The 24,099-nt window shown below is 50.2% G+C and carries 23 protein-coding genes and 1 tRNA gene; 12 read left to right on the forward strand and 12 right to left on the reverse strand.

The window, feature by feature from the left end; genetic code table 11:
- Positions 1-194: 194 nt before the first annotated feature.
- Both VD907_05805 and VD907_05810 read right to left on the reverse strand, forming a co-directional pair.
- Positions 195-284, reverse strand: a tRNA-Ser gene (locus VD907_05805).
- Positions 285-298: 14 nt separating this feature from the next.
- The gene (locus VD907_05810; protein ID HYG84359.1) at positions 299-982 is read right to left on the reverse strand and encodes a phosphoribosyltransferase family protein; all 684 of its coding nucleotides are present in this window, start codon (positions 980-982) and stop codon (positions 299-301) included.
- Positions 983-1,093: 111 nt separating this feature from the next.
- On the opposite strand from VD907_05810, the gene VD907_05815 reads away from it, so the two are divergent.
- The gene (locus tag VD907_05815; protein HYG84360.1) at positions 1,094-1,564 is read left to right on the forward strand and encodes an Hsp20/alpha crystallin family protein; all 471 of its coding nucleotides are present in this window, start codon (positions 1,094-1,096) and stop codon (positions 1,562-1,564) included.
- Positions 1,565-1,688: 124 nt separating this feature from the next.
- On the opposite strand, the gene VD907_05820 is transcribed toward VD907_05815, so the two are convergent.
- The 6 genes from VD907_05820 to VD907_05845 form a co-directional block, all read right to left on the reverse strand.
- A complete protein-coding gene (locus VD907_05820) occupies positions 1,689-2,114 on the reverse strand; it encodes a pilin (protein ID HYG84361.1) in 426 nt (141 codons plus the stop codon).
- Between the two features lie 61 nt (positions 2,115-2,175).
- Complete coding sequence (locus VD907_05825; protein HYG84362.1) at positions 2,176-2,553, reverse strand: pilin; 378 nt, start codon at positions 2,551-2,553, stop codon at positions 2,176-2,178.
- Between the two features lie 10 nt (positions 2,554-2,563).
- Entirely contained in the window at positions 2,564-2,935 is a 372-nt protein-coding gene (locus tag VD907_05830) for a pilin (GenBank protein ID HYG84363.1), read from the reverse strand.
- 9 nt (positions 2,936-2,944) lie between these two features.
- Positions 2,945-3,235, reverse strand: coding sequence for a hypothetical protein (locus tag VD907_05835; GenBank protein HYG84364.1), 291 nt, complete (start codon positions 3,233-3,235; stop codon positions 2,945-2,947).
- Positions 3,236-3,239: 4 nt separating this feature from the next.
- Positions 3,240-3,674 (reverse strand): pilin, encoded by a 435-nt coding sequence (locus tag VD907_05840; GenBank protein ID HYG84365.1) that lies wholly within the window; start codon positions 3,672-3,674, stop codon positions 3,240-3,242.
- Between the two features lie 16 nt (positions 3,675-3,690).
- Positions 3,691-4,104 carry a hypothetical protein gene (locus VD907_05845; protein HYG84366.1) on the reverse strand — a complete coding sequence of 138 codons (414 nt, stop codon included), beginning with the start codon at positions 4,102-4,104 and terminating at the stop codon, positions 3,691-3,693.
- Positions 4,105-4,267: 163 nt separating this feature from the next.
- Here VD907_05845 and VD907_05850 point away from each other — a divergent pair, with 163 nt between their 5' ends.
- From VD907_05850 to VD907_05880, 7 genes are all read left to right on the forward strand, one after another.
- Positions 4,268-6,610 (forward strand): hypothetical protein, encoded by a 2,343-nt coding sequence (locus VD907_05850; protein ID HYG84367.1) that lies wholly within the window; start codon positions 4,268-4,270, stop codon positions 6,608-6,610.
- Positions 6,611-7,020: 410 nt separating this feature from the next.
- Positions 7,021-8,028: a PrgI family protein gene (locus VD907_05855; protein HYG84368.1), complete on the forward strand. Its 1,008-nt coding sequence runs from the start codon at positions 7,021-7,023 to the stop codon at positions 8,026-8,028.
- A gap of 37 nt (positions 8,029-8,065) precedes the next feature.
- Entirely contained in the window at positions 8,066-8,872 is an 807-nt protein-coding gene (locus VD907_05860) for a hypothetical protein (GenBank protein HYG84369.1), read from the forward strand.
- 1 nt (position 8,873) lies between these two features.
- Positions 8,874-10,751 carry a DUF87 domain-containing protein gene (locus VD907_05865; GenBank protein ID HYG84370.1) on the forward strand — a complete coding sequence of 626 codons (1,878 nt, stop codon included), beginning with the start codon at positions 8,874-8,876 and terminating at the stop codon, positions 10,749-10,751.
- A gap of 23 nt (positions 10,752-10,774) precedes the next feature.
- The gene (locus VD907_05870) at positions 10,775-13,816 is read left to right on the forward strand and encodes a hypothetical protein (protein HYG84371.1); all 3,042 of its coding nucleotides are present in this window, start codon (positions 10,775-10,777) and stop codon (positions 13,814-13,816) included.
- Positions 13,816-15,126, forward strand: a complete 1,311-nt coding sequence (locus VD907_05875) for a peptidoglycan DD-metalloendopeptidase family protein (GenBank protein HYG84372.1) — start codon at positions 13,816-13,818, stop codon at positions 15,124-15,126. The genes VD907_05870 and VD907_05875 overlap by 1 nt, the downstream gene beginning before the upstream one ends.
- Positions 15,126-16,700: a hypothetical protein gene (locus VD907_05880; protein ID HYG84373.1), complete on the forward strand. Its 1,575-nt coding sequence runs from the start codon at positions 15,126-15,128 to the stop codon at positions 16,698-16,700. The genes VD907_05875 and VD907_05880 overlap by 1 nt, the downstream gene beginning before the upstream one ends.
- Here the strand turns inward: VD907_05880 and recF are convergent.
- The 3 genes from recF to dnaA form a co-directional block, all read right to left on the reverse strand.
- Complete coding sequence (gene recF, locus VD907_05885) at positions 16,697-17,746, reverse strand: DNA replication and repair protein RecF (GenBank protein HYG84374.1); 1,050 nt, start codon at positions 17,744-17,746, stop codon at positions 16,697-16,699. The genes VD907_05880 and recF overlap by 4 nt on opposite strands.
- Position 17,747: 1 nt before the next feature.
- Positions 17,748-18,842 carry a DNA polymerase III subunit beta gene (gene dnaN / locus VD907_05890; protein HYG84375.1) on the reverse strand — a complete coding sequence of 365 codons (1,095 nt, stop codon included), beginning with the start codon at positions 18,840-18,842 and terminating at the stop codon, positions 17,748-17,750.
- Positions 18,843-19,130: 288 nt separating this feature from the next.
- Positions 19,131-20,477, reverse strand: coding sequence for a chromosomal replication initiator protein DnaA (gene dnaA / locus VD907_05895; protein HYG84376.1), 1,347 nt, complete (start codon positions 20,475-20,477; stop codon positions 19,131-19,133).
- Positions 20,478-20,736: 259 nt separating this feature from the next.
- Between dnaA and rpmH the strand changes: the two genes are divergently transcribed.
- Both rpmH and rnpA read left to right on the forward strand, forming a co-directional pair.
- On the forward strand, positions 20,737-20,874 hold the full coding sequence (gene rpmH / locus VD907_05900) for a 50S ribosomal protein L34 (GenBank protein ID HYG84377.1): 138 nt from the start codon (positions 20,737-20,739) through the stop codon (positions 20,872-20,874).
- A gap of 214 nt (positions 20,875-21,088) precedes the next feature.
- Positions 21,089-21,433: a ribonuclease P protein component gene (gene rnpA / locus VD907_05905; protein ID HYG84378.1), complete on the forward strand. Its 345-nt coding sequence runs from the start codon at positions 21,089-21,091 to the stop codon at positions 21,431-21,433.
- A 153-nt stretch (positions 21,434-21,586) separates the two neighbouring features.
- On the opposite strand, the gene VD907_05910 is transcribed toward rnpA, so the two are convergent.
- Complete coding sequence (locus VD907_05910; protein HYG84379.1) at positions 21,587-22,468, reverse strand: hypothetical protein; 882 nt, start codon at positions 22,466-22,468, stop codon at positions 21,587-21,589.
- Positions 22,469-22,664: 196 nt separating this feature from the next.
- On the opposite strand from VD907_05910, the gene VD907_05915 reads away from it, so the two are divergent.
- Positions 22,665-23,630 (forward strand): YidC/Oxa1 family membrane protein insertase, encoded by a 966-nt coding sequence (locus VD907_05915; protein ID HYG84380.1) that lies wholly within the window; start codon positions 22,665-22,667, stop codon positions 23,628-23,630.
- Position 23,631: 1 nt separating this feature from the next.
- The gene (locus tag VD907_05920) at positions 23,632-24,096 is read left to right on the forward strand and encodes a R3H domain-containing nucleic acid-binding protein (GenBank protein HYG84381.1); all 465 of its coding nucleotides are present in this window, start codon (positions 23,632-23,634) and stop codon (positions 24,094-24,096) included.
- Positions 24,097-24,099 lie beyond the last annotated feature (3 nt).

The raw sequence follows: 24,099 nt of genomic DNA on the forward strand, positions 1-24,099 counted from the left end.
ACCCCGGAAGTAAAACTTAGTTGGGAGCATAGTGATTACGCGTGGATACCCCTCAAGAAACTATCTGAGGCTATCCGAGGACGAAAATTCTTTGAGGAGGCAGTAGGGTATTGTACGAAACATAAACTTTTATGACTCAAGTTGATCTTGAGGACAAGAAAAATAGATGACCTGAAAAAGTCATCTATTTTTCTTGGCGGAGAGAGTGGGATTCGAACCCACGGTACCATTGCTGGCACGACGGTTTTCAAGACCGTTACCTTCAACCGCTCGGTCACCTCTCCAGGCATGGTTTATTCTACCAGAGATCGGGCGATTCGTCGAGGTTTTGGTGAGCAACGGCGGCAATGGTAATGGTACGCGCTCCGGCCTGTGCGAGCACCCGAGCCGCAGCGCGCACAGTAGCGCCGGTCGTGATGATGTCGTCGATAAGAATATAGTGCGCTTTAGGGTCGAGCGTTGCGGTGGTAGAGAAGGCGTTAGCGGCCTGTACTAAGCGTTCTGCCTTTGAAGCGCCAACTTGAGTTTTATCGTGGTGGCGCTGTAAAAGGGGAGTAACTGAAGTATTCAATAATCCACCGAGTTGCTTGGCGATAAGAAGTGTGTGGTCGTAGCCACGTTGCCTAATGTGTCGCGCAGCAGTCGGGATGGGAACAATATAACTATTAGTGGGAAGTTGGGGAAGCGTTCGAGCCAAAAGCCGTGCGCAATGGATGCCGGCAGCGCGCTGACGATGAAATTTGTAGCCATTGAGCAGCTGCTTAATAGAGCCTTTGCGTTCGGATACGACAATTATTTGGGTAATTGTTCCGTTAGCGCAAGCCGCACAAATGCCATTAGCTGCCGGTTTTGCGCACAAAATGCAGTCATTTTTTACATATCTATCGATGTTTTCTTCACAACTTAGGCATAATAACGACCCAATTTTTCGGCAATTGTAACAGCGGTGCGGTGCAAATCCTGAAATAAACGTTTCAAACATTGTATTTTTTACCTCAATACGTGCTATTTGTTGCATTATATCGTATTTTTCAGCTATACTAAGAGCCAGGATAACTGTCAATTGAGCCTATATTTGAAGTGGAGGAGACCTATGGCGAGAGGACATAAGCAAAATGATGATTTGTTGATTGAAGAAGAACTTGCGGCTGCTTTTTTAAACGACGACAACGACGCACCAGCAGCGGTGCAACAACAACCAGAAGATACAGCGTGGGAAGAAGACGACTCAGCTACTATGCCAGGACAGCTGGCAGTTGACGTTTATGAAACGGCCGAACGGCTGGTTATTAAAGCCCGGACCGCCGGCGTTAACAAGCAAGACCTTGATGTGAGTATTTCTGATGGCATCCTTACCATCAGCGGCACGCTTTCGAGCGGCGACGACACCGAAGCAACTCAGTGGCACATTCAAGAATGCTACTGGGGCGAGTTTAGCCGCACCCTGGCACTGCCCGTACCCGTAAAGGAAGAAGAGGTAGAAGCCGTGCTAAAAGACGGCGTACTGACCATTAGCTTTACGAAGGTGAAGCAAGAACAAGCCCGCAAGATTCAGATTCAGTAAAGATAGATTCATCTAATAACAAAACTCCCTTGGTTAAACAGGGGAGTTTTGTTATTAGATGGACTAAAGGCAACTAAAAATCCGCCCGAGAGGGGCGGATTTTAGTAGTTGCGTAAGAAAGCTACTAGTTGCTACCTTGTACCAACTGAGTCGTCACAAAGTTGACGGCTGCGTATGCTAGGAAGGCAACAATGATACCGATAATCGCGTATAGGATGGTGTTCTTGGCGCTTGTGACAGCGTTTTGGTCACCGTTTGATACTACGTAGCGAATACCACCGATAATCAACATAATCACCGAGATCGCACCAACCAAGAAGAGCAAGATGTTAGTGATGGTGCGGAAGATGCCGCTTTCACTAAATAGGTCTTCGCCTTGGTCGTTACCGCGGGCACAAGAGGCACCCGAACCGATTGATAGATTGTTTTGGTCACACGGCTGAGCCGCTTGCGCACCAACATTAGTCGCTGGAACTACTGTGCTCGCACCTAAAGCGAGTAGTGGCACAAATAGCAACGCTTGTAATGCTTTTTTGATTGTTTTTTGCATTATTTGCTTCTCCTTATATGGGAATTATATCATTATTTTTACTAAAGTATAGTGCTAATTCTTATGTAATTGAATCGAGAATGAAGTTAACGATGCCGTAGGCCATAATGGCGACGATTAAGCCAATCACTGCGTACAGCACAGTGTTTTTAGCGCCGGTTACCGAAGCAGAGTCACCGCCCGAGGTTACGTAGCGCAACCCACCAATCACAATCATCAGTACAGCGATAGCACCAATAATGAACAGCATAATATTTATGATGTTGCGCAGAATAGTCGGAAAATCATTCCGACCTTCTCCGCCAATAGCGTTCACACCACTTTGCGCCTGTCCTCTCGGGTCAGTTGGCTGTTGAGCGTAGGCTAATTGCGGCGTCAGCGGGGCGATAAGCCCGATCATTACTGCGATACTAGCGATAACAACGCGAAGTTTTTTCATAGTTTCTCCTTTAAATATTTGCTAACACGAAGTTTACAATTCCATAGGCCGAAATAGCTACTACTAAGCCAATTATGGCATAAAGAATGGTATTTTTGGCGCCGGTTACCGCACTCGAATCGCCACCAGAAGTTGTATAGCGCAAGCCACCAATGACGATCATAATGACGGATATAGCACCGATTAAGAAAATCAGGACATTAATAATATTCTGGATGAGTGAGGGCAGTGAATCATTAGACGAACGGCAAATTGCCGATTGGGCATTTGACTGGCAAGCTTGATCGAAGGGGTCAATTGCCGAGGCGGGCGGAGCAATTAAGAGCACTGCGCCCACCACCGCCAGCAGCGAAAAGCCTAGATTTTTTAAGTATTTTTTCATAATCTCCTCCTAAAATACTCCGCGTATAAATTGCATAATCACAAAGGCAAATAACGAAATAACCATGCCCACGATGGCGTAAATGATGGTCTTGCGGGCTCGGGCTGCACCCGCCGGATCGCCATTTGAGGTAGTGTACTGGTAGCCGCCAATAATAATCATAATTACCGCAATAATACCAACAATAAAGAAGGTACCTTGCAAGATGGCTTCAACTAGGTTGCCGGCGGTAATTTGCGGCACGTTCACTTGGTTGCTCGGGATAGTGAACTGAGCGACAAGGTAAGTAAGCTTTTCCATACTATTAGATTAACCCCGCAACAAAATTAACAATACCAATTGATGAGAGGGCGATAACAAAGCCGATCACTGCATTAGTAATGGTATTCTTGGCAGCGGTAATTTTGCCCGGATCACCCGCACTAATGCTGTAGCGGATACCACCCCAGATAATATAACCAACCGCCGCGTAAGCCACCGCTTGCAATAGCATTTCTGTGACGTTGAGGGCAATTACCCACACATCGCTGATTTTTGTTATCTGCGGCTTGCATTGGTCACCACCAGGCAGCCCTCGGTACCAGACCGGAAAGGTAAGGAAGATTGGCGCACAGCTGGGGTTGTTTATCTGGGCGACTTGCGAAGCGGGAAGTGGTGCAGCGCTGACTGTTTGTGAAACAGCAGTACCAGTGAGAAGCGTGCCAGCGAGGCCAATGAGGAGTAATAATCTTTTAAACATGTCTGTAATATCCTTATTAGGTAAAGATTCCTCCTGGAATGAGGAAGTTAGCCACAGCGTACATGGCCATAAATAGCACCAAGGCCAGCACGGCATTAGTGATATAACTAATGCCCTTTTGCGCCTTGGCAGCTTCGCCATTTGAGGTAACGTACATCAGTGAACCCCAAATAATAAAGAATAGCACTACTATGCCAAGCCCAACCGCCATGAAGTTAATGGCGACAATTATTATATGAAAGATAGGATTACGGCTATCGCCCGCATTTGGGTCGACGTTTGTGCAACCGAAATCAAAAGCCGTTTGTATTGGCCCACACTGTGCCGCCGCCGCTGGTTGAGCTTGAATAACGCTGGTAACTGCGCTCACGGCTAACGCAATAGCGAGAAACAATGGTGTTAGCAATGAATTAAGGCGTGTTTTTTTCATATTTTTCATTATCTTTATGATTAATTATGTAACACCCTTTATACTATTGCAACACTAATTTATCTATCGGCCTGCCGGGAAGAGGGCAGTGAAAAGTTAAAAGCAATAATTTATTGTTTGACTAATTGTCGTTTATCTCAACTTGATATAAAATAAGCGTAAGATGTTCACAGGCTTACGGCGCTATTTCTTGGGTGCGGTGGTCGCTTTTGCAGCGACACTTCTTTTTAGTACCTTTGGCGGTGGCGATATCGCCCATGCAGCCGGTGAAAAGTACTATAAAAATGAAAGCAAAGGCCCAACGACCACCATTACCGGAACCGGGGGTGTATATGGCGACAATGTTGTCTCTTTTCAACCGGCACCCGGGCGCGGACCGCACACTATATATTCCACCAAAACTTTTCTATATAAAGTCGGTGGCGAAAACACAAATGTTAAGTATCCCTTTAGTGACTGTTGGTACTGGGTAACACTGAGCATTGCCGGCAATACTGTGCACGTGGGCACAATTGGCGTCATTATCCCAGGGGTCAAAGACAACATTGAAGGTATTCAGCTCGATCCAGATGATCGTCAACAGTACATTGATTCGTGTAACAAGCGAGCCACCAACGACCCGGGTCCAGGCAACCCGGCCTATATTGGCATGGACCGCTCAGCACCGTTAACGATATACAATTCAACTAATCCGCCGCCGGCCAACGACCCAAATGGCGATGGCAAGGTTGATGAACCCGCCCCAGGTACCGGTAACAACACCGACGATGCCGCCTGCTCGGGCGGCTTGTTGGGTTGGATTTTGTGCCCACTGGTGCAGGGGCTGGTAGCGGCCAATGGGGTGATTGTGGATATAATAGAAGACTTATTGGTGCTGAAGCCGCTATCGTTCGACCCTAACGACCCGCTGTATGTGGTATGGTCGTTGATTCGTAATATTGCAAACTTTATCTTTGTATTATCATTCTTGATTATTATTTTCTCGCAGGCGACATCGATGGGGCTTTCAAGTTATGGCATTAAAACCATCCTCCCACGATTAGTTGCCGCAGCAATTCTAGTGAATGTCTCGTACTTTATTTGCGCCGCAGCGATTGACGTCACCAATATAATTGGCTCGGGCATATCGGGAATTGTTGATATAGGCATTAGGGCCATTCCCGACAAAGACGAGTGGGGCACTGGCGCGGAAATTGGCATGGGGGCATTTTATGGCGTAGCTGCCGGCGCCATCATTGCACTTATGTTTACTCCGCTTGGTCCAGCGATTGGGCTGGCACTGCTTGGCATTTTGCTGGCAGTTACTGGTGCTTTTGCTACCGGATTTGTGGTCATAGTAATACGTCATTTGATAATAACGCTCGCAGTTGCCACTTCTGCCTTGGCATTTTTAGGGGTGCTATTCCCAGGTACTTCTGGTTTTACAAAAGTGTGGTGGAAGGGATCGAGGGGAATGCTGTTACTCGGCATTATCCTGCCGGGGCTTTTCCACGGCGCAATTTTTGTCGCAAAAGTTATAGCTGTTTATGGCATTGGCGGCGCCGATGACGGCACCTGGGTGACCCCGATAGCGGTAGTAATTATCTTAGCCGCACCAGCCGGCGCAACGCCGATAGTCTTAAGGGTGGCAGGCGGTATTGGCGAGCGCTTTGGTGTATGGACTAACAATAAAGGCAAGGGCTGGGTTGATAATATCCGTAAGCGACGCCAAGATGCTACAAACCTTGGAAAAGGCGAAATTGCCTCAAACTACGACCCCCGCGCCACTGGATTTGGCAAGGTGGTTAATGTTGGCCGGCGTATTGGTACCGGGACGCTTGGGGGAGTGACTCCACGCTCACAGGCACGGGCACGTTATTTGCGATCACGCATGGGTAATACATTTGAGGCAGAAGAGATCAAACTGGCGACAGACCAGCTTGAGCAGCTTGGGATTACGAACGACAAGGAACAACTGGTCAAGTTTATCAAAAACGATAAGAACAAAAATAATCAGTTTGCAAAGCTTGCGGCAATGAAACAGTTAGGCGAAATCGGCGCGTCTGATAAGTTACAAATGATTTTTAATCAATCAGGCACTAAGGAGAGCAATGAGAATCGGTTGCTCGCAGCCAAAGCAATCCGGAGCTCTTCCAAGATTCGCACTGAAGCTCAACCTCTGTTCTATCATGCGGCAGTTTACGCAAATAGTCGACAGCAAGGAAAAACAGATTACGAAGCAGATAAGGAGGGTCAGAACATCCGTAATAATAAGATTAGAGAAAATATGAGTCAGCAATATCTCTTATCGCAAAAACCAGATCAAATCGAGTTAATTGGTACATATATAGGTGGCATTAAAGATGCGGGCAAACAGGCAGCTGCTAAGGCCGCCTTCGAAAGAGCACTTGATGCACTCTCAGTTAACAAGAACGCTAAAACTACCCTTACCCAGGAATCGCGCAGGGCGATCAAAAAATCAGCTAGCGACCTTAAAGTTACTGTTCCTAAAGAGTTTGACAAGTAGCGGGGCATGGGGACGCGGGGTTTATACAATCAGTGCTACGATTACTATAAGGCCCGCGTGACAAGAAAACGCCAAGGCCGTTTGGTCATTTACCTCTGCTTGTAACTTTTCCAGAAGGTGCCGCCGGAGGTAGTACCGCAATTTTCTCAGTGACATCATTTGTCCATGCACTTCCGCCGGTTCCTCATGTAGAAGCAGCCATCGCTATCTTCTTCCCTTTGGAATTTGAGGCCACAGAAGTTTGGATATCAACATATGTAAGTCGTTGTCTGCTTATAAAGTTAAGATATATTTAATATTTAGGCACTAATTCAGCATTTTGCTTTTTGCCCGACAATCCTCTACACTAAAAAGAGTGAAATATATCTCATCGCGCACAAAAAGCGCTTCGGGTGGGCAATAGGTAACGTATGGCAGTCTATAAAGTTCCGCAAGATGTTGAAGCAGAAGATAAGCTGCTGGGGCCGTTTAGCTTCAGACAGTTTATTTACCTTATTATTGCGGTCATCGCTGGGGCGATTGCTTGGGGGTTGGCCCAGATTTCAATTTTCTTAATAGCCATCCCGCTGCCGGTGATTATTGCTTTTGGTGCACTGGCACTACCTCTTAAAAAGGACCAGCCAATGGAAACGTACCTGGCGGCACTGGTGCAATTCTTTTTGAAGCCAAAAAAACGCATGTGGGACCCAGATGGCACGATGTCACTAGTGCAAATTACTGCACCGCGGCGGATTGAAGAACAGCGCACCAAAGGCATTAGCGAGAACGAAGCCGTTAACCGGTTGTCGTACTTGGCGCAGTTGATGGACACCCGCGGCTGGGCATCGCGTGGGGTAGGGGATGCGGCAGGCAATTCGTCGCTGGTGGAAGATATTGCCCTGGAAGCCGAAGAAGCCACTGACATGATGGACGAAACAGCCGGCGTATCGCAGTCGTTTAATTCTTTGATTGAACAGAGCGATGCCGCCCGCAAAGAAGAAATGCGCGCCCGGATGCAGCAGGTCTCGCGGGAAGCCCAACAGCAACCAGCCGTTCCGGGTAACCCTTACGACCAATTTACTGCCGGCAAAACAACTGGCGCCACGCAAGCCGCGCCAGCGCAAACTAGCCAGCAGCCTAACACGCCAGCACCGGCCGCCGACGAACCTGGCGCCATTCCGCAGTTTAACCCGTACCCGACAATTCATCAGCACGTGGTGCAGCCACTCGGCACCGCGCCCGCTGCGCCGCCAAAAAGCGCCGAACCAGCTGCACCAAGCCAACCACAACCAGCCGCACCCCCTAGCGAAGAACAGCTATCGCCTGATATAATGAAGTTAGCTACTAATCCTGACTTATCTATTAGCACAATTGCCCACGAGGCGCACCGTCTGCAAGAAAAGCAGAATGGGGAAGAGGTCGTTATTTCCTTGCGATAAGCAGGATTCTAAACAGAAATAGCAGAGGTCATACTACATGCAACCATCGTCACCATCCCAACAAAATCCAGCCGGTCCGGCCCCTACTTCTAATACCCAAAATGCAGCACCGCCAGTCAAGCGCAACCCTAATAGTACCCAAAATACCCTGCTGATTTCCGAGATTCGCGACGGCATGGTGGTGATGAATGACGGCAGTTTTCGGGCGGTTATTGCTTGTAAATCGATTAACTTCGACCTTATGAGCTCGCGCGAGCGCGAAGGGGTCGAGTATTCTTACCAAAGTTTCTTGAATTCATTGTACTTTCCGGTGCAGATTTTTATCCGCTCGCAGCGGGTAGATATTGGCCCGTATATCGAGCGGCTGTCGAACATTCGGCGCTCGCAGGATAATATGCTCCTTGGGGTATTAATGGACGATTACATCGATTTTATCGCCGCGCTGTCTGAAGAAGCTAATATTATGGATAAAAGCTTCTTTGTGGTGGTGCCGTACTATCCATCGGGAGATATTAGCAGCGCCGTCAATAACAGCAAGAACCTACTATCAAACCTGTTTGTACCCCAACAGCGCACCACCGTTCGGATCGACCAAGCCACCTACGATAAAGCCCAAGACGAAATTAAAAATCGCGTGAATGCGGTATTGAGCGGGTTGTTTCAGATTGGTATTCGCTCGGTGCAACTGAGTACTAAGGAACTTGGCGAGCTGTATTACAACGTGTATAACCCCGATACAGCCGTGCGCGAGCCAATTGGCGATTTTGAAAACCTCACCAGCACTTTTGTCCAAAAAGGCGATGGCGAAGCACCACGGCCGCACACCTTAGGAGGGGAGTTCTAGTATGGGTTTGTTTGGCGGAAAAAAGAAAAAAGATCCGATTGATATCGCCGCGCAACAACGCGCCCGCGAGCAGCAAGAGATCGAACAGGAGTTTTTAAAGGGCATTACCACCCTTCGCGACCTAATTGCCCCAAGTAGTATTGAAATTAACACTAGTTATTTCAGGCTAGGAACGCGCTATGCCCGCACACTGTATGTTTATGCCTATCCGCGACAAATTTACACCGGCTGGTTGAGTTCGATTATTAATATCGATGAGGTGATCGATATTAGCATGTTCATTTACCCGGTCGAAAGCCAGGTGGTGTTAAATAACCTGCGCAAAAAAGTCACCCAGCTGGAAGCCAGCCTGAATATCAACGCCGAAAAAGGCCGAGTGCGCGACCCGCAGCTGGAAGCGGCCATCCAGGACGCCGAAGAACTGCGCAACCAGCTACAGGTGGGCGCCGAGCGCTTCTTCCGCTATGGCCTGTATATTACGATGTACGCTGATAGCCTGGACGAACTGAACTTTGTGCAGCACAAGATTGAAACTATTCTTGGCCAGCAATTAGTCTTTAGTAAAGTTGCTTCCAGCCAGCAAGAACAGGGCATGAACAGCACCTTCCCACAGATGTCCGATCAGCTGCAGATTCGCCGCAATATGAACACTGGGGCGATTTCGACCAGCTTTCCGTTCACTAGTGCCGATTTAACCCAAGAAAAAGGCATTTTGTACGGCGTGAACATGCACAACAACGGCCTGGTGATTTTTGACCGCTTTAGCCTGGAAAACGCCAACATGGTGGTATTTGCGAAGTCGGGTGCTGGTAAGTCGTTTGCAGTGAAGCTGGAAGCGCTGCGCAGCATGATGACCGGCACCGATGTTATTATTATTGACCCGGAAAACGAGTACCAAAAGCTATCCGAAGCGGTGGGCGGTAGTTATGTTCGCCTGAGCTTAAATTCTGAAACCCGCATCAACCCGTTTGACCTGCCGCAGGTAATCGATAGCGATGATGCCGATGACGCTTTGCGGGCAAACTTGGTGACGCTCCATGGGCTGCTGCGACTAATGCTGGGTGGCGCCCAAACCGCCGCTAATGGCACCCTGACAACTGGTTTAAGCCCGGCAGAAGAAGCCGATCTTGACCAAGCGCTAATTGACACCTACGCCCGGGCCGGCATCACCAGCGACCCGCTAACCCACCATTCACCAGCCCCGACCATCAACGACATGTACGAAACCTTGCTGCACATGGGCGGCTCTGGTCCGCAGTTGGCACAGCGGCTGCGAAAATACACCACCGGTACGTTTGCGGGGATTTTTTCGCAACCGTCAAATATTGATATTAATAACAATATGGTGGTGTTTAACATTCGCGACCTCGAGGATGAACTCCGGCCAGTAGCGATGTACATCGTGCTGTCGCACATCTGGAACAAGACCCGTACCGAACAACGAAAGCGTATGCTAATTGTCGATGAAGCCTGGCAGCTGATGAAATACGACGACTCAGCGAACTTCTTGTTTAGCCTGGCAAAGCGAGCCCGGAAATACCAGCTGGGTCTGACCACCATCACCCAAGACGTCGAAGACTTTATGGGCAGTAAAATGGGCCGGGCGATTGTGGCCAACTCGAGCATGCAGCTACTGTTAAAGCAATCGTCGAGCGCAGTGGATGTATTATCGGACGTATTTAAACTGACCGAAGAAGAAAAGAAACGCCTGGCAAACTTCCCGGTTGGCCAAGGGTTGTTCTTTGCCGGCCAAAACCACGTACATTTACAAATTATCGCCAGCCAAACCGAACACGGATTAGTATCGACCAGCCCGAGCCGTGGCGCTAGTACTGCGACCGACCAAAATTTTGGGGCTGATTATTTAGGGACCGTCTAACCTTACCGGGGATATAAGCAGGTATGCCAAACGCCACACTTAACCGACCCGATGCCGAACTTGACCCAGCCGAGCGGCTGGCCCAGGACGAATTTAACCGGACGCCCGGTACTGCTGGCGGTGGCGGGACCTCCGCCCGTGACCGAGAAAATGGCGCGGCGACTGGTGCTGCCACCGTTGATAGCGCCGCAAAAAGCGAACGCACTGGCGCCGGCGCTGCCGCTAATACTATGGCAAATGCCGCCACCAATGCCGCCTTATCGGCCGCCGGGCCGTGGGGGCGGGCTTTAGCCTTTCTTCGAAAGCACAAGAAAGGCACGGGCATCGGCGCTGTTGCCGTCATAATTATCGCCATTTTAGTCTATCTGTTTGTCTTTTTTGCGCCAGCCGGTATTTTCTTGCACTTAAAAGAAATGGGCACCCGCTGGATGACCAAATACCAAGAAATTGGCGTCGGCCGACGGGCGAGCAAACTGATGAAGCAGATCTACTTTGGCGATAAAAACGGCTGTACCGACAACAAATGGCGCTGCCGACACAACCAAGGTGTCACCGATAAAGAGCTCGAGAAATTAAAAAACGCCGGTTTTGACGTAAAAACCGAAACTCGCGGCAGCCCCCAAAAGACTTTCGTTACCTCGATGAGTTTTGAGGATCCGTTCACCAAGAAGCAGAAAACGATTGATGGCGGTAATTTTGAAAGCTCCTTCCGCACCGACCCCGGTTTTCGATCGCGCTATGGCAAGGTTATGACGCCGCTGTCCTTTAATTTGCGTTCAAAATCGGTGGTGTCGAAGCTGGTCGGGAAACTTGGGGTCAATCGGCGCGGGGTCACTGGCGAAGAGAAAGACCGCGAAGGCGTGATTAAAAAAATTCGCCAGCATCTTTACTCACGAGGCAACGCCGATGCTGGCCGGGCGAATATTGATGAAAGTCAGTATAACCAAGAAGGGAAGCCGCGGCTCAATGTTGATCAGCTTGAAGGAGTTGGCGCCGAGCTGGTTTCGAGTGCCGAGGCTTTAAGCAAGGAGGCGGTCGAAAGTGGCGTTCCGCCAGGTTCATTGCCAGATCCATCTGGGCTGCTGAATGGCGATAGCGAAACCCTCACCAAGCTTGGTAATACCGTTGCCAGCGGCGTGAAGGGCGGGGCGAAAGGCGCTTTGCTCGGTGCCCTGGCCGGGGTTGATGCGTATTGTTCGCTGTATCAGGTGATCCGTACGCTCACGCTGGCCATGAAGGTTTACGCAGCGGCTCAGTTAATGCAGTATGCCTCACTATTCCTGGTAGGTGGTGACCAGCTGAAGGCTAACGCCATCACTTTGGTGGGCGCGAGCGTGTTGGCTGGCATATTATTACGCCAAAGCACCAAGCCAGAATCGAAGGGCAAAACGGTGTCGGATTCTTTGGCCGTTACCTTAATTAACGAAGGCAAAGTACCAAATCAAGAAGCAATTCAACGCTTCACGGTCGGTGGCGGGATGCGCCAAGCGCTCGACCGGTTAGCCGGTTTCTTGAACATGGGCCAGGTATCGCCGTCGGTCTGCAAGGCAGTTGGTTCGCCTATTGGGCAGATTGGGCTGATTATGGGGGGTATTATTTCATCGATCCTTACCGGCGGCGTTGGCGGCGTGGCCTTTGGGGCGGCTGTTGGCGCTGCGAAAGGTGTCGCTATGGGCTTAGTGGCTCAGTTTGCGACGCCGTACTTAATACAAGTACTCGCCGGAACCGTCGCCCCTGACCCTGAAAAAGACCCCGAAGGCGGTTTTGGTGCCGGTAATGCTTTGGTCGCCGGACTAGCAGGCCTCGGCGCGGAAGTCGGAAAGTCGAGCGGCATGAAGTTCCTGACTAATGAAGAAGTAGCTGCGATTGAAGCTTCCACCAAAGACGAGCAGCGCACTATTGCGGCCGTTCGCGAGATAGAAGCTAAAGAAGCCGGTGTGCTTAATTGGGAAAACCCCATGAGCTTCACGAACCGCATGGCGATGGCCTTAACGCCGTTCTTATCGACCCTAACCCAAAACCCGAACCTTATGGCCCTGGCCGGGCAGGGGGCCGGGCTCGTGAGCAACGGATTAGGCGCAGTACCAAGCCTGCTGACCAGTTCGGCGTACGCCCAAGAAGCAGTTGACCCCTACCGCGGCGATTTGTGTCACGACGAAGCCAACAAAAAGCTCAATCTCGCAACCACTGCGGTTTGCGGTAACATCGCTGGCCCGGATGGCGAACTATTAACCGACGACCCGAAGTGGAACCCCGGCGCAGTTGATAAATGGATGATTGATAACCGCTACGTCAATGGCGATACCGGCGCCCACAACGACGAGCTAAAAGAATTTAAAGAAATCTGCATGGATTCGGTTGATGTGCCAGTCACCGAAGACGGGTCGGGGATCGATGTTGCCGATAAAGGCTCTGGCATTTGCTTGAGCAAAGAGGTGAAATACCGGTACTTCCGCATATTCTTAGGCTACGAAAACGATGACCAAAGCCGCAAAGACGCCGCCGAAGACAAGCTTGGCATTGGCGCCTCAAGCAGTGGCGGTGGAGGCGGCGGCACCAACATTAGCGGTGATGCCAAGTCGCTGGCACAGCAGATTTTAGAGCACAAGAATATTGAATTCAATAATATTAGTTTTGAGGGAGCGGCGGCTCGGGCTTCATTTGAAGCGACGGCGAAGGGCGAACCTGCCAAAGTGGAGCATATAGGAACGACGACTCCTATGTCCACATCGATGATGCGCGCACTATTACAGGCTGCTCAAAGCTATAAATTTAGGATAGGCTACACCACGAATGGCGATCACGGTAGTTCTTCACGGCATTACACCGGGAGGGCAGTGGACTTAAATGCTATAAATGGCATAGAGCTAAGTGATATCCGTAATAATAATCAGGCAGGGAATATCGCGAGAGAATTTAGTGAGCATATCGCTAAGTTCTTGCCACAAGGTGGCGGCATCGGCGAGAAACAGTGTATGGGTTCCATTAATCTACCTTCTGGAATAAATTATTTTGAGGATACTTGCAATCACCTTCATATTGACGTAGGAAATAACGCACCGTAATGAAATACTTTTATTTACGAATTAAACAGTGTCTACTTGCAGTAGCCTGCGCCGCACTGGTAGCGCCGTCGTTGCAGAGTATTGCTTTTGCACAATCTACCTCCGACTTTTACACCGAAACCAATAACGTCTGGTACGATAAATCGTCCAGCGTCTGCGGCCCAGGCAGTGGTGGCGGACCGGGTGCCGAAAGCATCGCCAACGTACCCGAACCGTGGCGTAGCTTGATCGCCAAGCATATCCCTGACTTCCCGAAAGTTGACCCGCGACTAGTGGCCGCAACCTTATGGGTAGAAAACCGCGAATGGCCACCGTACGATAAAGACTGGGGTGTGTCACACGCCGGCGCTGCTGGCCCGTGGCAGTTTATTGTACCGACTTGGCAGAGTATGATGCCTGGCTACACTCTAGCCGATCGCAACAACCCTGAAATTGCCGTTATTGCCGCCTTCAAGCACCAAGAAGGCTCGGCGGGCTTGCCGATTCTACCCGGCTACACAGGCGATCCGCAAACGGCTTACAGCAGCTTACCCTTCTACCGCAGCATGGCACCCGATAAAGCTAGCCTGATGTACTTCATGGCCAAGTATAACGGCAGCGGCGCTCCTGATGGCCAAACACTGAACACCTTCCCGCGTAATGAAAACTCCGATTATGTCAAAATGGGCTTTTGGTTGATTGCCAGCGACTTTAAACAGGCGTACCTAGCAGAAGGTAATCGCTTTGTTGACCCTCTTAATCCTCGAAATGAAGCGGGTGGCCCAAATGGTGGTGCGAGTAATCTTTCATGTGGAGATGGTGGCAATGTTAACGCTGAAGGTTATGCATTCCCAGTAGGCGGCATTCCAAAAGAAGACATTTCGAACGGCTATCGCTGGCCATGCTCAAGCATTTGTCACCATGACGGAACGCCTGCATTCGACTTATTCCACAAAGACTCGCCGGGCGGCAATGCTGGGGCCACCGTAGGGAAGCCAGTTATCGCAATTTATAAAGGGAAAATTGAGAATTTATCCGTATATCGTGGCCATCAAGGTTGTTACATTTTCCAGCTTATTGGCGAGGATAACGCACAGTACTGGTATATTCACGTACAAAATGTGACCATAAAAGAAGGTGACACTGTTCAAGCTGGCCAAAAAATAGCAGAAATTGGCGAGCCGCGGTGTACTGATAAGGGCGATGGCTCACTTCCTCATCTTCATATAGATCAAAGTCCAGACGGCCGAGAGTCAACTCGAGATAAGCGCTTAGTACCATTGATTGATAAGCTGTACGAAGAATTAAAGTCGAACGAGGTGAGGGTATAATGCAAGTTGATAATAATGGCAAAGTTACGATTGCTGGAAAATCGGTGCAGTTTTGGATTGTTGCCGGAATTTTAGTGGTTTTTGTGCTGACTATATTATCGTTAATTGTCCAGTACGCGCTGGTGCGCATTACCTTGCAACCCGAGACAGGCATTACAGCCAGTAAGCTCACCACTAAAGCCCTTGAAACAAGCGGCGAAGAAAAAGCTATTACAACACTATTCGGTTACAGCTTAGTGCCACGTGGCGCCGCACAGCTCGTCACTACTGGTGAAGACACCGAAACAGTCACCCCAATTAAAAGCTTGCCTCTTTTCGGCGCGACAGATATCGTGGTGAAGCCTAAGAAACAACGGTCCGTAGAAAAAATTGGCGCCGAAGGCTCAGGCTGTGAGATTGTGAATAATTATGGTGTTTTTAGCTATAATTGCACCAACCTGCAACGAGTCCTTAAATTTAACCGGCCAAACAATGGGCCATGGCGGGTGAGTATAGTCGACGACAGCCCCGTGCAACAGTTCAATTTCGTGCGTTACCGCGACGGTAATCTGACTTTTAGTGACGAATCAGGCAATTTTAGTTTAGAATACCGCGAACCTGGCGCACCACTGGCTACTGTCGCTCACCTGCCAATAAATGCACCCGACGACGCTGAGCGTGACCTACTACTTATTACTAATAAAACCAGCAAAGATCACCCTGGCTTTGCTATCTTAAACCGCCAAAGAGGGGAGTTATTTTATTATGGCGACCTTAAGAATGGCACCAATACAGTTCAGTTGCAGCGCAAAATAAAGATTAATCCAAGCTTTGATGTATCACTCTGTTCTATGAACACCAGTCAAATAGCTTGTTACTTTGGCCCGACCTCACACCCACCAGACAGCCACGAAGCAACAGAGCATAAAGAAAAAGCAATTTTGCCTACCCTTGAAGTATTCGACACCGCTGGCCAGCACAAAAACCCAAGCTATAGCCTACCTATAGATGGCCTCGCCGGGGTCGACAATCTTTTCATGATCAAAGACGGTACGTTGTTCGCGGTGAGCGATGAAAAACTTTACCGCTTGGAGCGCGATGGCGACCGCGTCAAAGCAACATTAGTAAGCCCCGATATCACTAGCGTCGATAACGGCGAAAGCCTAGTATACGTCCGCGGCGACAAACTCTACCGCTACGACACCGGCACCCACGAAACCCGGCTGGTATTTGCCAGCAAAAACTTGCGCCTCGGTAATGTTCAGGCTATGGGGCCGCAAGTCCTCTTTAACACCTATGTCCGAAACGGCTCGGGCGACACCACCCACACCTACATGATTGAAGAAACAGCCCGGCCAGCTACCCGCCTAGAAGACAAGCTGCCCTACGCCGATCGATCGCTGCCAATCCGACTAATGGACTACAGCGATAGCCATATTTACGTCCGCCTGGCAGTCAGCGTGATTTCTGATCACCGCACCGGACGCATGATCGCTGAACCAAGCGAAGTACAGCGAGCGGAATATGTCGTCACCCAGCGGCTACGCAACGACGGATTACTCAAACACAATCCACGACTTATTTTCGACTACTAAAGCGGCAAGGTGATATGCCGGACTTCCGGCCCGAATTCCTGGCTAATGTCGGCGTCGGTGGTGGTGATAACCGTTTGGATATCTCGCCCAACCGACACCAGGGCTTTTCGGCGGATGCTATCGAGTTCGCTAAAAACATCATCGAGCAGCAGCAGCGGTTTTTTGCCAAGTAATTCTTTTACCAAAGCGATTTCAATCAACTTCAACGCCAGTACAATACTACGCGTCTCGCCGCGTGAGGCGACGGCTGTGGCCGGTGAGCCGTTAAACTGGAACAGGATATCATCTCGGTGCGGGCCGACGCTAGTGAAGCCGTATAAACGGTCGCGCTCGGCATGGGCGTGCAGACGATCAAGCAAATACTGCTGTGGATGGCTCTGCGGGCTTTGAGAGTAGCTAATAGTAATGGTGTCGTTATTTTGAGCGATTGAGCGGTAGACCTCAGTTAACCGAGCCTCCAGCCGCGCAATATGCTGGTGCCGCGCCGTGACAATTGCCGCGCCCAGTTCGGCCAGCAACATATTCCAGACAAACAGTTCATCGTCACGTATAGTTTCGGCCTTTAGCAAATTGTTGCGCTGTTTGAGCGCTCGCTCGTATTTATTGAGCTGGGTACCGTAGTGCGGTTCGAGCTGGGCGATCGATAGGTTAATAAAGTCACGGCGGCGGGCTGGTGAACCGGTCAGTAGCCGCAGATCATTGGGCTCAAATAATACCAGCGGTAACCTTTGGCTGGCCGCCAAGCGCTGTTTTTTATGGCCTTCAATTTCTACCTGTTTTCGGCTCGTGTCTTTGCGGGCGTCAAAAGCGATTTTCCGATCACCCTCAGTAGTGATTGCCGCCAGTCGCCACCACTGGGCACCAAATTGCAATAGTTCGCTGTCGCTAGCGCGAAACGAGCTGCCGCGAGAGAGCACGTACAGCGCCTCAAGGATATTGGTTTTGCCGCTGCCGTTTGGGCCACTAATTATTGTTACAGCAGGGGAAAAATCGACCGCGGCATCAGTATACGACCGAAAATACGAGAGCTGCAGCCGGCGAAACATCTTAGCTCTTCATGGGCATAATAATGTGCTGGTAGTCGGGGTCGTCCGAAATGGCCGTTAACACGCAAGGTGCCAGCTTGCCGCCAAAAGCAAAGCGCACATCAGCGCTATCGATGCAGTTTAAGGCTTCGAGCAGATAACGTGAATTAAGGGTGACTTCGCCGTCGCCAACCACCTTACCAGCGGCTTCTGAAGTGTTCTCGCCCAGCTGCGAGGCGATAGAGTGCATCGACAGGGCCTGTTTGGTGCTATCGGTTTTTACCACCACGCTGCCGCCGCTTTCGCGGGCAAACAGGCTGGCGATTTTAGTAATTCGGGTGAAATCGGCTTTTTCGAGTTCTACGGTGTGCTCAGTGGTTTTCGGAATCAATTGGCGGTAATCAAGGAAGGTGCCGTCAATCAGCCGGCTGGTCACCTCGACTTCATTCATCCGGAACCGCACCTGGGTATCATCGAAGAGCAACGACACGCTGGCGCTACTTTCTGGCGCCACCCGCAGGACATCTTGCAGGGTGCTGGCCGGAATAATTGCCGCCAGTTCGCCAGCTACCGGTTGAATCCGGCGCTCGGCCAGCCGATAGCCATCGCTGGCCACAAAATACAGCTGCCCTTCGTAAGTATGGGCGTAGACACCGGTAAGAATCGGCCGGGTGGCATCCCCGGAAGCCGCTAGTACCGTTTGGGTAACGGCGCGCTTAAAGGTTTCGAGGGGAATGTCAAAACTAATCGCTTCAGAAATGGTGGGAAGCTCGGGAAATTCATCCGCTTCCATGCCGTGGATCATCGAGCTATAGCGACCTGCGGTTATTTTTAGGTGCGCGCCGTCAGCAACAAGTTCCACATTGCCCTTTGGTAGGTTACTAATAAATTCAGTCATCAAGCGAGCCGGTACAGTGACGGCACCGTTTTGTTCAATTTTGGCACCAATATGCTCAGTAATGGCGATTTCTAAATTGGTGGCCGCTACCACTAAGCGGTTGCTGTCGGTGCGCAGCAAAATGTTATTCAAAATTGGTAAGGGCGTTTTGCCACTGGCAACCCGCCCCACGGCAGTGAGTGCTTTAGTAAGATTTTCCTGGGTGACGGTCAGTTTCATGATGGGTCATTAGCCTTCTTCTATTATTGTATTACTAATTTATATAAATACGTAGTAGTCATAGTAGGGAGTGTGGAAAGTGCGGAAAAAGGGGCGGAAAACAGGGTGAAACGGGTATTTTTGGTTGTGTATAGAGCTGTGGGTGGGAGCGGGGTATAGGTTGTGGAGTAATGGCTGAAATGAGGAAAACCGGCAGTTTGGCGAGGGTGGTGTACTTGGCTCTGGAAAAGCTGTGCAAGCTCGCCCACAGGCTTTTCCGCTGGCCTTTTCACAAGTTGTTCACAGGTTTTAAACATACAATTTCTCACGGATATCGGCCACCTGCTCACGAATGAGGTAGTCGAGCTTGATGGCTTTTTCAATTTTTTCTACCGAATGAATCGCGGTGGTGTGATCTTTGCGGCCAAGCTCGACGGCAATTTTAGGAAAGCTTAAATGTAGCTCGCTACGAAGCAAATACATGGCAATTTGGCGCGGTACCACAATGTGTTTGTCGCGCTTAGGGCTCATGATATCGCGCGGTTCCACCTGGAAGTGCTTGGCGGTGCGCTCGATGATCTGCTTGGCAGTCAGGTGGTGTGGCCGGGTTTGGCGGACGTCACCGAGCAAACCTTCAGCGGTTTGAAGGTCAGGAGTAATGCCGCGCATTTCACAAAAGGCCAGCAGCTGGTTGAGGGCGCCTTCGAGCTCGCGGATGTTGGTTTTGATGTTGCTGGCTAAGTATTCCACTGTTTCGCGCGGCAACTCCATATTGGCCATTGAGGCTTTAGTTTCCAGAATAGCGCAGCGGGTTTCGAAGTCGGGCATCTGGATATCAATCGACATGCCCCATTCAAAGCGGCTGCGGAGTCGTTCGGTAAGGGTCGGGATGCTTTTTGGCGGCTTATCCGAACTAATAATGATCTGCTTGTTCGCTTGGTGCAGGGCGTTAAAGGTGTGGAAGAATTCTTCCTGGGTTTTTTCCTTGCGGGCGATGAACTGGATATCGTCGATAATTAGCACGTCAATATTGCGGTAGCGATCAGAAAAACCCTTCTTTTTAAAGCGAATGTACTCAAGGAATTCATTGACGAAGGTTTCGGTGCTGACGTACAAAATTCGGGCGCCAGGGTCGCGGCGGGCGATTTCGTTGCCAACCGCTTGAATTAGGTGGGTTTTACCAAGGCCGACGCCGCCATAAATAAAAATCGGGTTGTATTTTTCGCCCGGGTGCTTGGCGACCGCTTGGCAGGCAGTATACGCAAGGTCGTTGCTTGAGCCAACAATATACGAATCAAAAGTGTAGCGTGGATTAAGCCCATTGCCGGCGTTGGGGGCGGCTGGACGTGCTGGAGCGGTAGCAGCGATGCTTTGGACTTTTTCAGTGGCTACAGTTTGGAGCGACTTCTTTTTTTGGGTTTGGATTTCGTAGCTAATTGACCGGGCTTCAATATTGTTTTTTTGCAGGATTTCACTGATAAGATCGTTAAATTTCACTTCAAATTGTCGTTTGGCAAAAATATTTGGGACGCCAATCACAATCTCGCCATCTTCGGTATGTTCAATCAGCTCCGTGTTTTTAAACCAGGTCACAAAAGTGCCCCGTGATACGGAGAGTTCAATTTCGCCTAATACTGTCTGCCATAAGGAATGCATACCCCGATTTCTACCCTCGTCAATAACTAACTGTTCTCCTTAAAATTGTACGCAACTCAAAAGTTTTCCACAACCTGCAACATGATGTAGAAAAGATCATAAAAGACGGGGGAGTTATACACATTTTTGTGCTACCCCTGTTAATCTGTGGATAACCCCTTGCATTATGTGGAAAAGTCTGCAATACTAATGCATGAATCTAAAGTTAATTCAAGTTTGACTTGCCAAAACACCGACAGGTCAGTAAGCTAGGAAAGATATGCCAAAAAGAACTCACCAACCACACTCGCGCCGACGCGCACGTGTTCACGGCTTCCGTGCACGTATGGCAACTAAAGCTGGTCGCATGGTACTGAAAGCCCGCCGGCTGAAGAATCGCCTAAAGATCAGCATCTAAGATAGCAAATCACCGCCCGATGGCGGTTTTTTGTTGCAGCTATTCTACCATTGTCGCACGTGGCTTAGGGCTTCTCTCTTTTGATGGGTTGTTGATTTTTGCAGTAAGGCAGGCCAGCGTGTTCTAGGCGGCATTTTGTGTCGCCTTGAGATGCGTAGCCATACGCTTCATGGTAGGCAATTATTCGACTTTATGCCATCATTAGAAGTGATTTATGTTATCCCAACCTTACCGATTCCACGGCCACGGCAGCTTACGATATGTATATAAACACGGCAAAACCGAGCGCAACCGGACGCTGACTTTAAAATATTCAAAAAATCCGCACCGCAAACGACCGCGGGTGGCGGTAATTATTGGCAAGAAGGTTATAAAATCGGCGGTCAAGCGCAATCGGGTGCGGCGACGGATCTATGAAGTTATTCGCTTGGAACTGCCGCGCATTAAGGAGCCATACGATATCGCCCTAACGGTGTATTCGCCAGAGGCGCTGGTTATGCCCGCGCCAGAATTAAAAGTCCAGGTGGTATCGCTTTTGGAACAGGCGGGTATTGTGTAGTTATTAAGAGTTTATTTCTAGGACACTATTCCTACTTGCCAATAAGTACTGTAGATAAATTTGATAGAGGGTACGTCTGACAAATAGTCAAAACGAAAAGTGCCCTGTGACACGAGCGTCAGGTAGACGACTCGTGCCACAGGGCGGAGTGGATCAGGAGACGGTGGCGAGCTGGGGCTTGGCGGCTTGCGCAGCGCGCTGACGCCTCCTCTCATCCCGGATGAACTGCCGGGCCTGGCTCGTTACCGTTTCGCTGTACCACTGGTTGTTGCGGGGCAGCGCCGGGATGATCAGCCTGGCCTCGAGTACTGCCACCGTCACGAACTTTCGGATGTGGCTAGTGAAGTCCTCAGACAGCCGAGCTTCCAGCTCGGTGACCTCCTCTTCGTTTCCGAAGAGGTAGTGCTCGATCAGGGCGTTGCCGTCTTCGATGACAGCCTGTTCGTACTTCGGCCAGGACTGACCCGTGGGGTCGGTCTCGGCCCGCGTGCTTGCCCATGCCTCGGCGAGCTCGGTGGCCCGGTCACAGACCGGGCGGAGCGCGGCTTCCTTCTTTTCAGCCTCGCGTCGCTTGGCTGCTTCGAGGGCTGCCGCCTTCTGCTTCTCGAACCGCAGCCTGCCCATCTTGTGGGCCAGCTGCTTTGCTTCCTGGAACCAGTCCATCTTGAACGCCGCGATGCGGGTCCCGTAGTGGTCAGGCTGCAGGCGCGCCCAAGCGAAGGCCATCCGGAGGTGCAGCAGGTGCTCCTCGTCGAAGCGCCGTTCGACCTGCTCGATCAGGCTGATGTCCCAGATGTTGCAGTAGGCGTCGAGCAGTGCCTTGACGTCCTCGATGTCGAGTCCGGGGAAAATGTCCAGGCATTCCAGTGCCGTGTCAAAGACAGCGTTGCGCTTGTCCTGTTCGATGTCACGCACCAGATTTCCGGTGCTGAAGCGACCAGCCTTGCGCCTCTTCTTGCTCTTCGCGGTTTCACGATCGTTGGCGTGCTCTTCCGCCGACTTCGGCTCGGTGCTGCCGCCCTTGGTGGCCATCATTGACTCCTCGTTGTCTCGATCCGAAATGAACAAACCCATAGGGTAGCGGCACGCTAATCCTAGGGGTACTGACAGGCATAATAACACGTATGGTCCGATATGTCAACTATAAATTGTTGGCACTAATCCTCTCGCTCTGACGCTCAAAATCTGCTATGCTGTAGGGAAGTATAAGGAGTAAACACTAAAGTTTATTATGAGTATTTTCGACACGCTTATTGTGCAGCCGATTTTCAATGTGCTGCTGACGATTTATAGCATTACACCAGGTAACGATCTTGGCATTGCCTTAATTATCTTTACGGTGCTGGTGCGCTTGGTGATGTGGCCGCTGATTAAAAAGCAACTGCACCAAACCAAGTTGATGCGCCAAGTACAGCCCGAAACGAAGAAGATCAAGCAAAAAGCCAAAGGCAACCGGGCGCTTGAAGCTCAGATGATGATGGAGCTGTATAAAGAGCGGGGCATTAAGCCCTTCAGTTCAATTGGCCTATTAATTGTCCAGTTACCAATCTTTTTTGCACTGTTTCGGGTGATTCAGATTATTACGGTTGAGCGCCAGCAGATTGCCACCTATGCCTACGATTTCGTTGAAAAACTTGGCCCAATTGGGGCGATTATCGCTCATCCTGAAAAATTGAATGAAACATTGCTTGGGTTTATCGACCTCACTAAACACGCCATTGGTAATAACGCGGTGTACGTACCGCTGGTAATTTTAGCGGTGGTAGCAGCGGTTTTGCAGTTTATCCAATCGAAGCAGTTGCTGCCGCAGCAGAGCTCGAAGAAGAAATTGCGTGAAATTCTTAAAGACTCCGCTGCCGGCAAAGACGTCGATCAGTCGGAAGTAACGGCAATTATGAGTGGTCGGATGATTATGGTGCTGCCGATTCTGTTGTTCTTTGTGGCCCTCTACCTGCCGGGTGCGCTGGTGCTATACTATGCCGCCACCAGCTTTGTGGCAATTATTCAGCAGCATATGGTGCTTTCAAAGGATGTTACCGAAATGGAAGCTATTGCCGATAGCGCAGAAAACACACCAAAGAAGGCGGTCGCCAAAAAAGCCACGCCGGCAAAAACCCGGGAAGCCAACGCCACTGAGGCGACTGTTGTAGCAAAGAGTAAGAAGAAGACCACCGCAAAATCACGTAAACGGAGGTAGTATGGACACTGAAGCGTCAGTAGTATTTGCCAAGAAGTATTTAGAAGATATTTTATCGTTTTTTGGGCTAAATGTTGATGTGACGGCAACGCACGACGATGAGGTCATTGAATTAAGCGTCCCCTCGAGCCATCTTAACGGCTTCCTGATTGGCCAGCGCGGCGAAACCTTGCGCAGTATGCAGCTGCTGGTTTCGACAACGCTGCGTAACAAAGAGGCGGCCTTGCATCGGGTGAATATCGATGTTGCACAATATAAGCGTCAACGCGCCGATCGTCTGGCTCAGCGAGTAGAAGACTGGGTAAAAACCGTGCGCGATTCAAAACAGCCGCTCCCGTTAGCGCCAATGAACGCCGCCGATCGCCGGGTGGTGCATCACGCGGTTAGTGAGTATGGTGATGTCTCAACCCGTTCCGAAGGCGAAGGCCGCGACCGGCATATTGTTATTTTTATCAAAGAAGATTAGTTT

It is taken from the genome of Verrucomicrobiia bacterium, from assembly GCA_035629335.1.
In the GTDB taxonomy this organism is placed as follows: domain Bacteria; phylum Patescibacteriota; class Saccharimonadia; order Saccharimonadales; family Saccharimonadaceae; genus DASUUR01.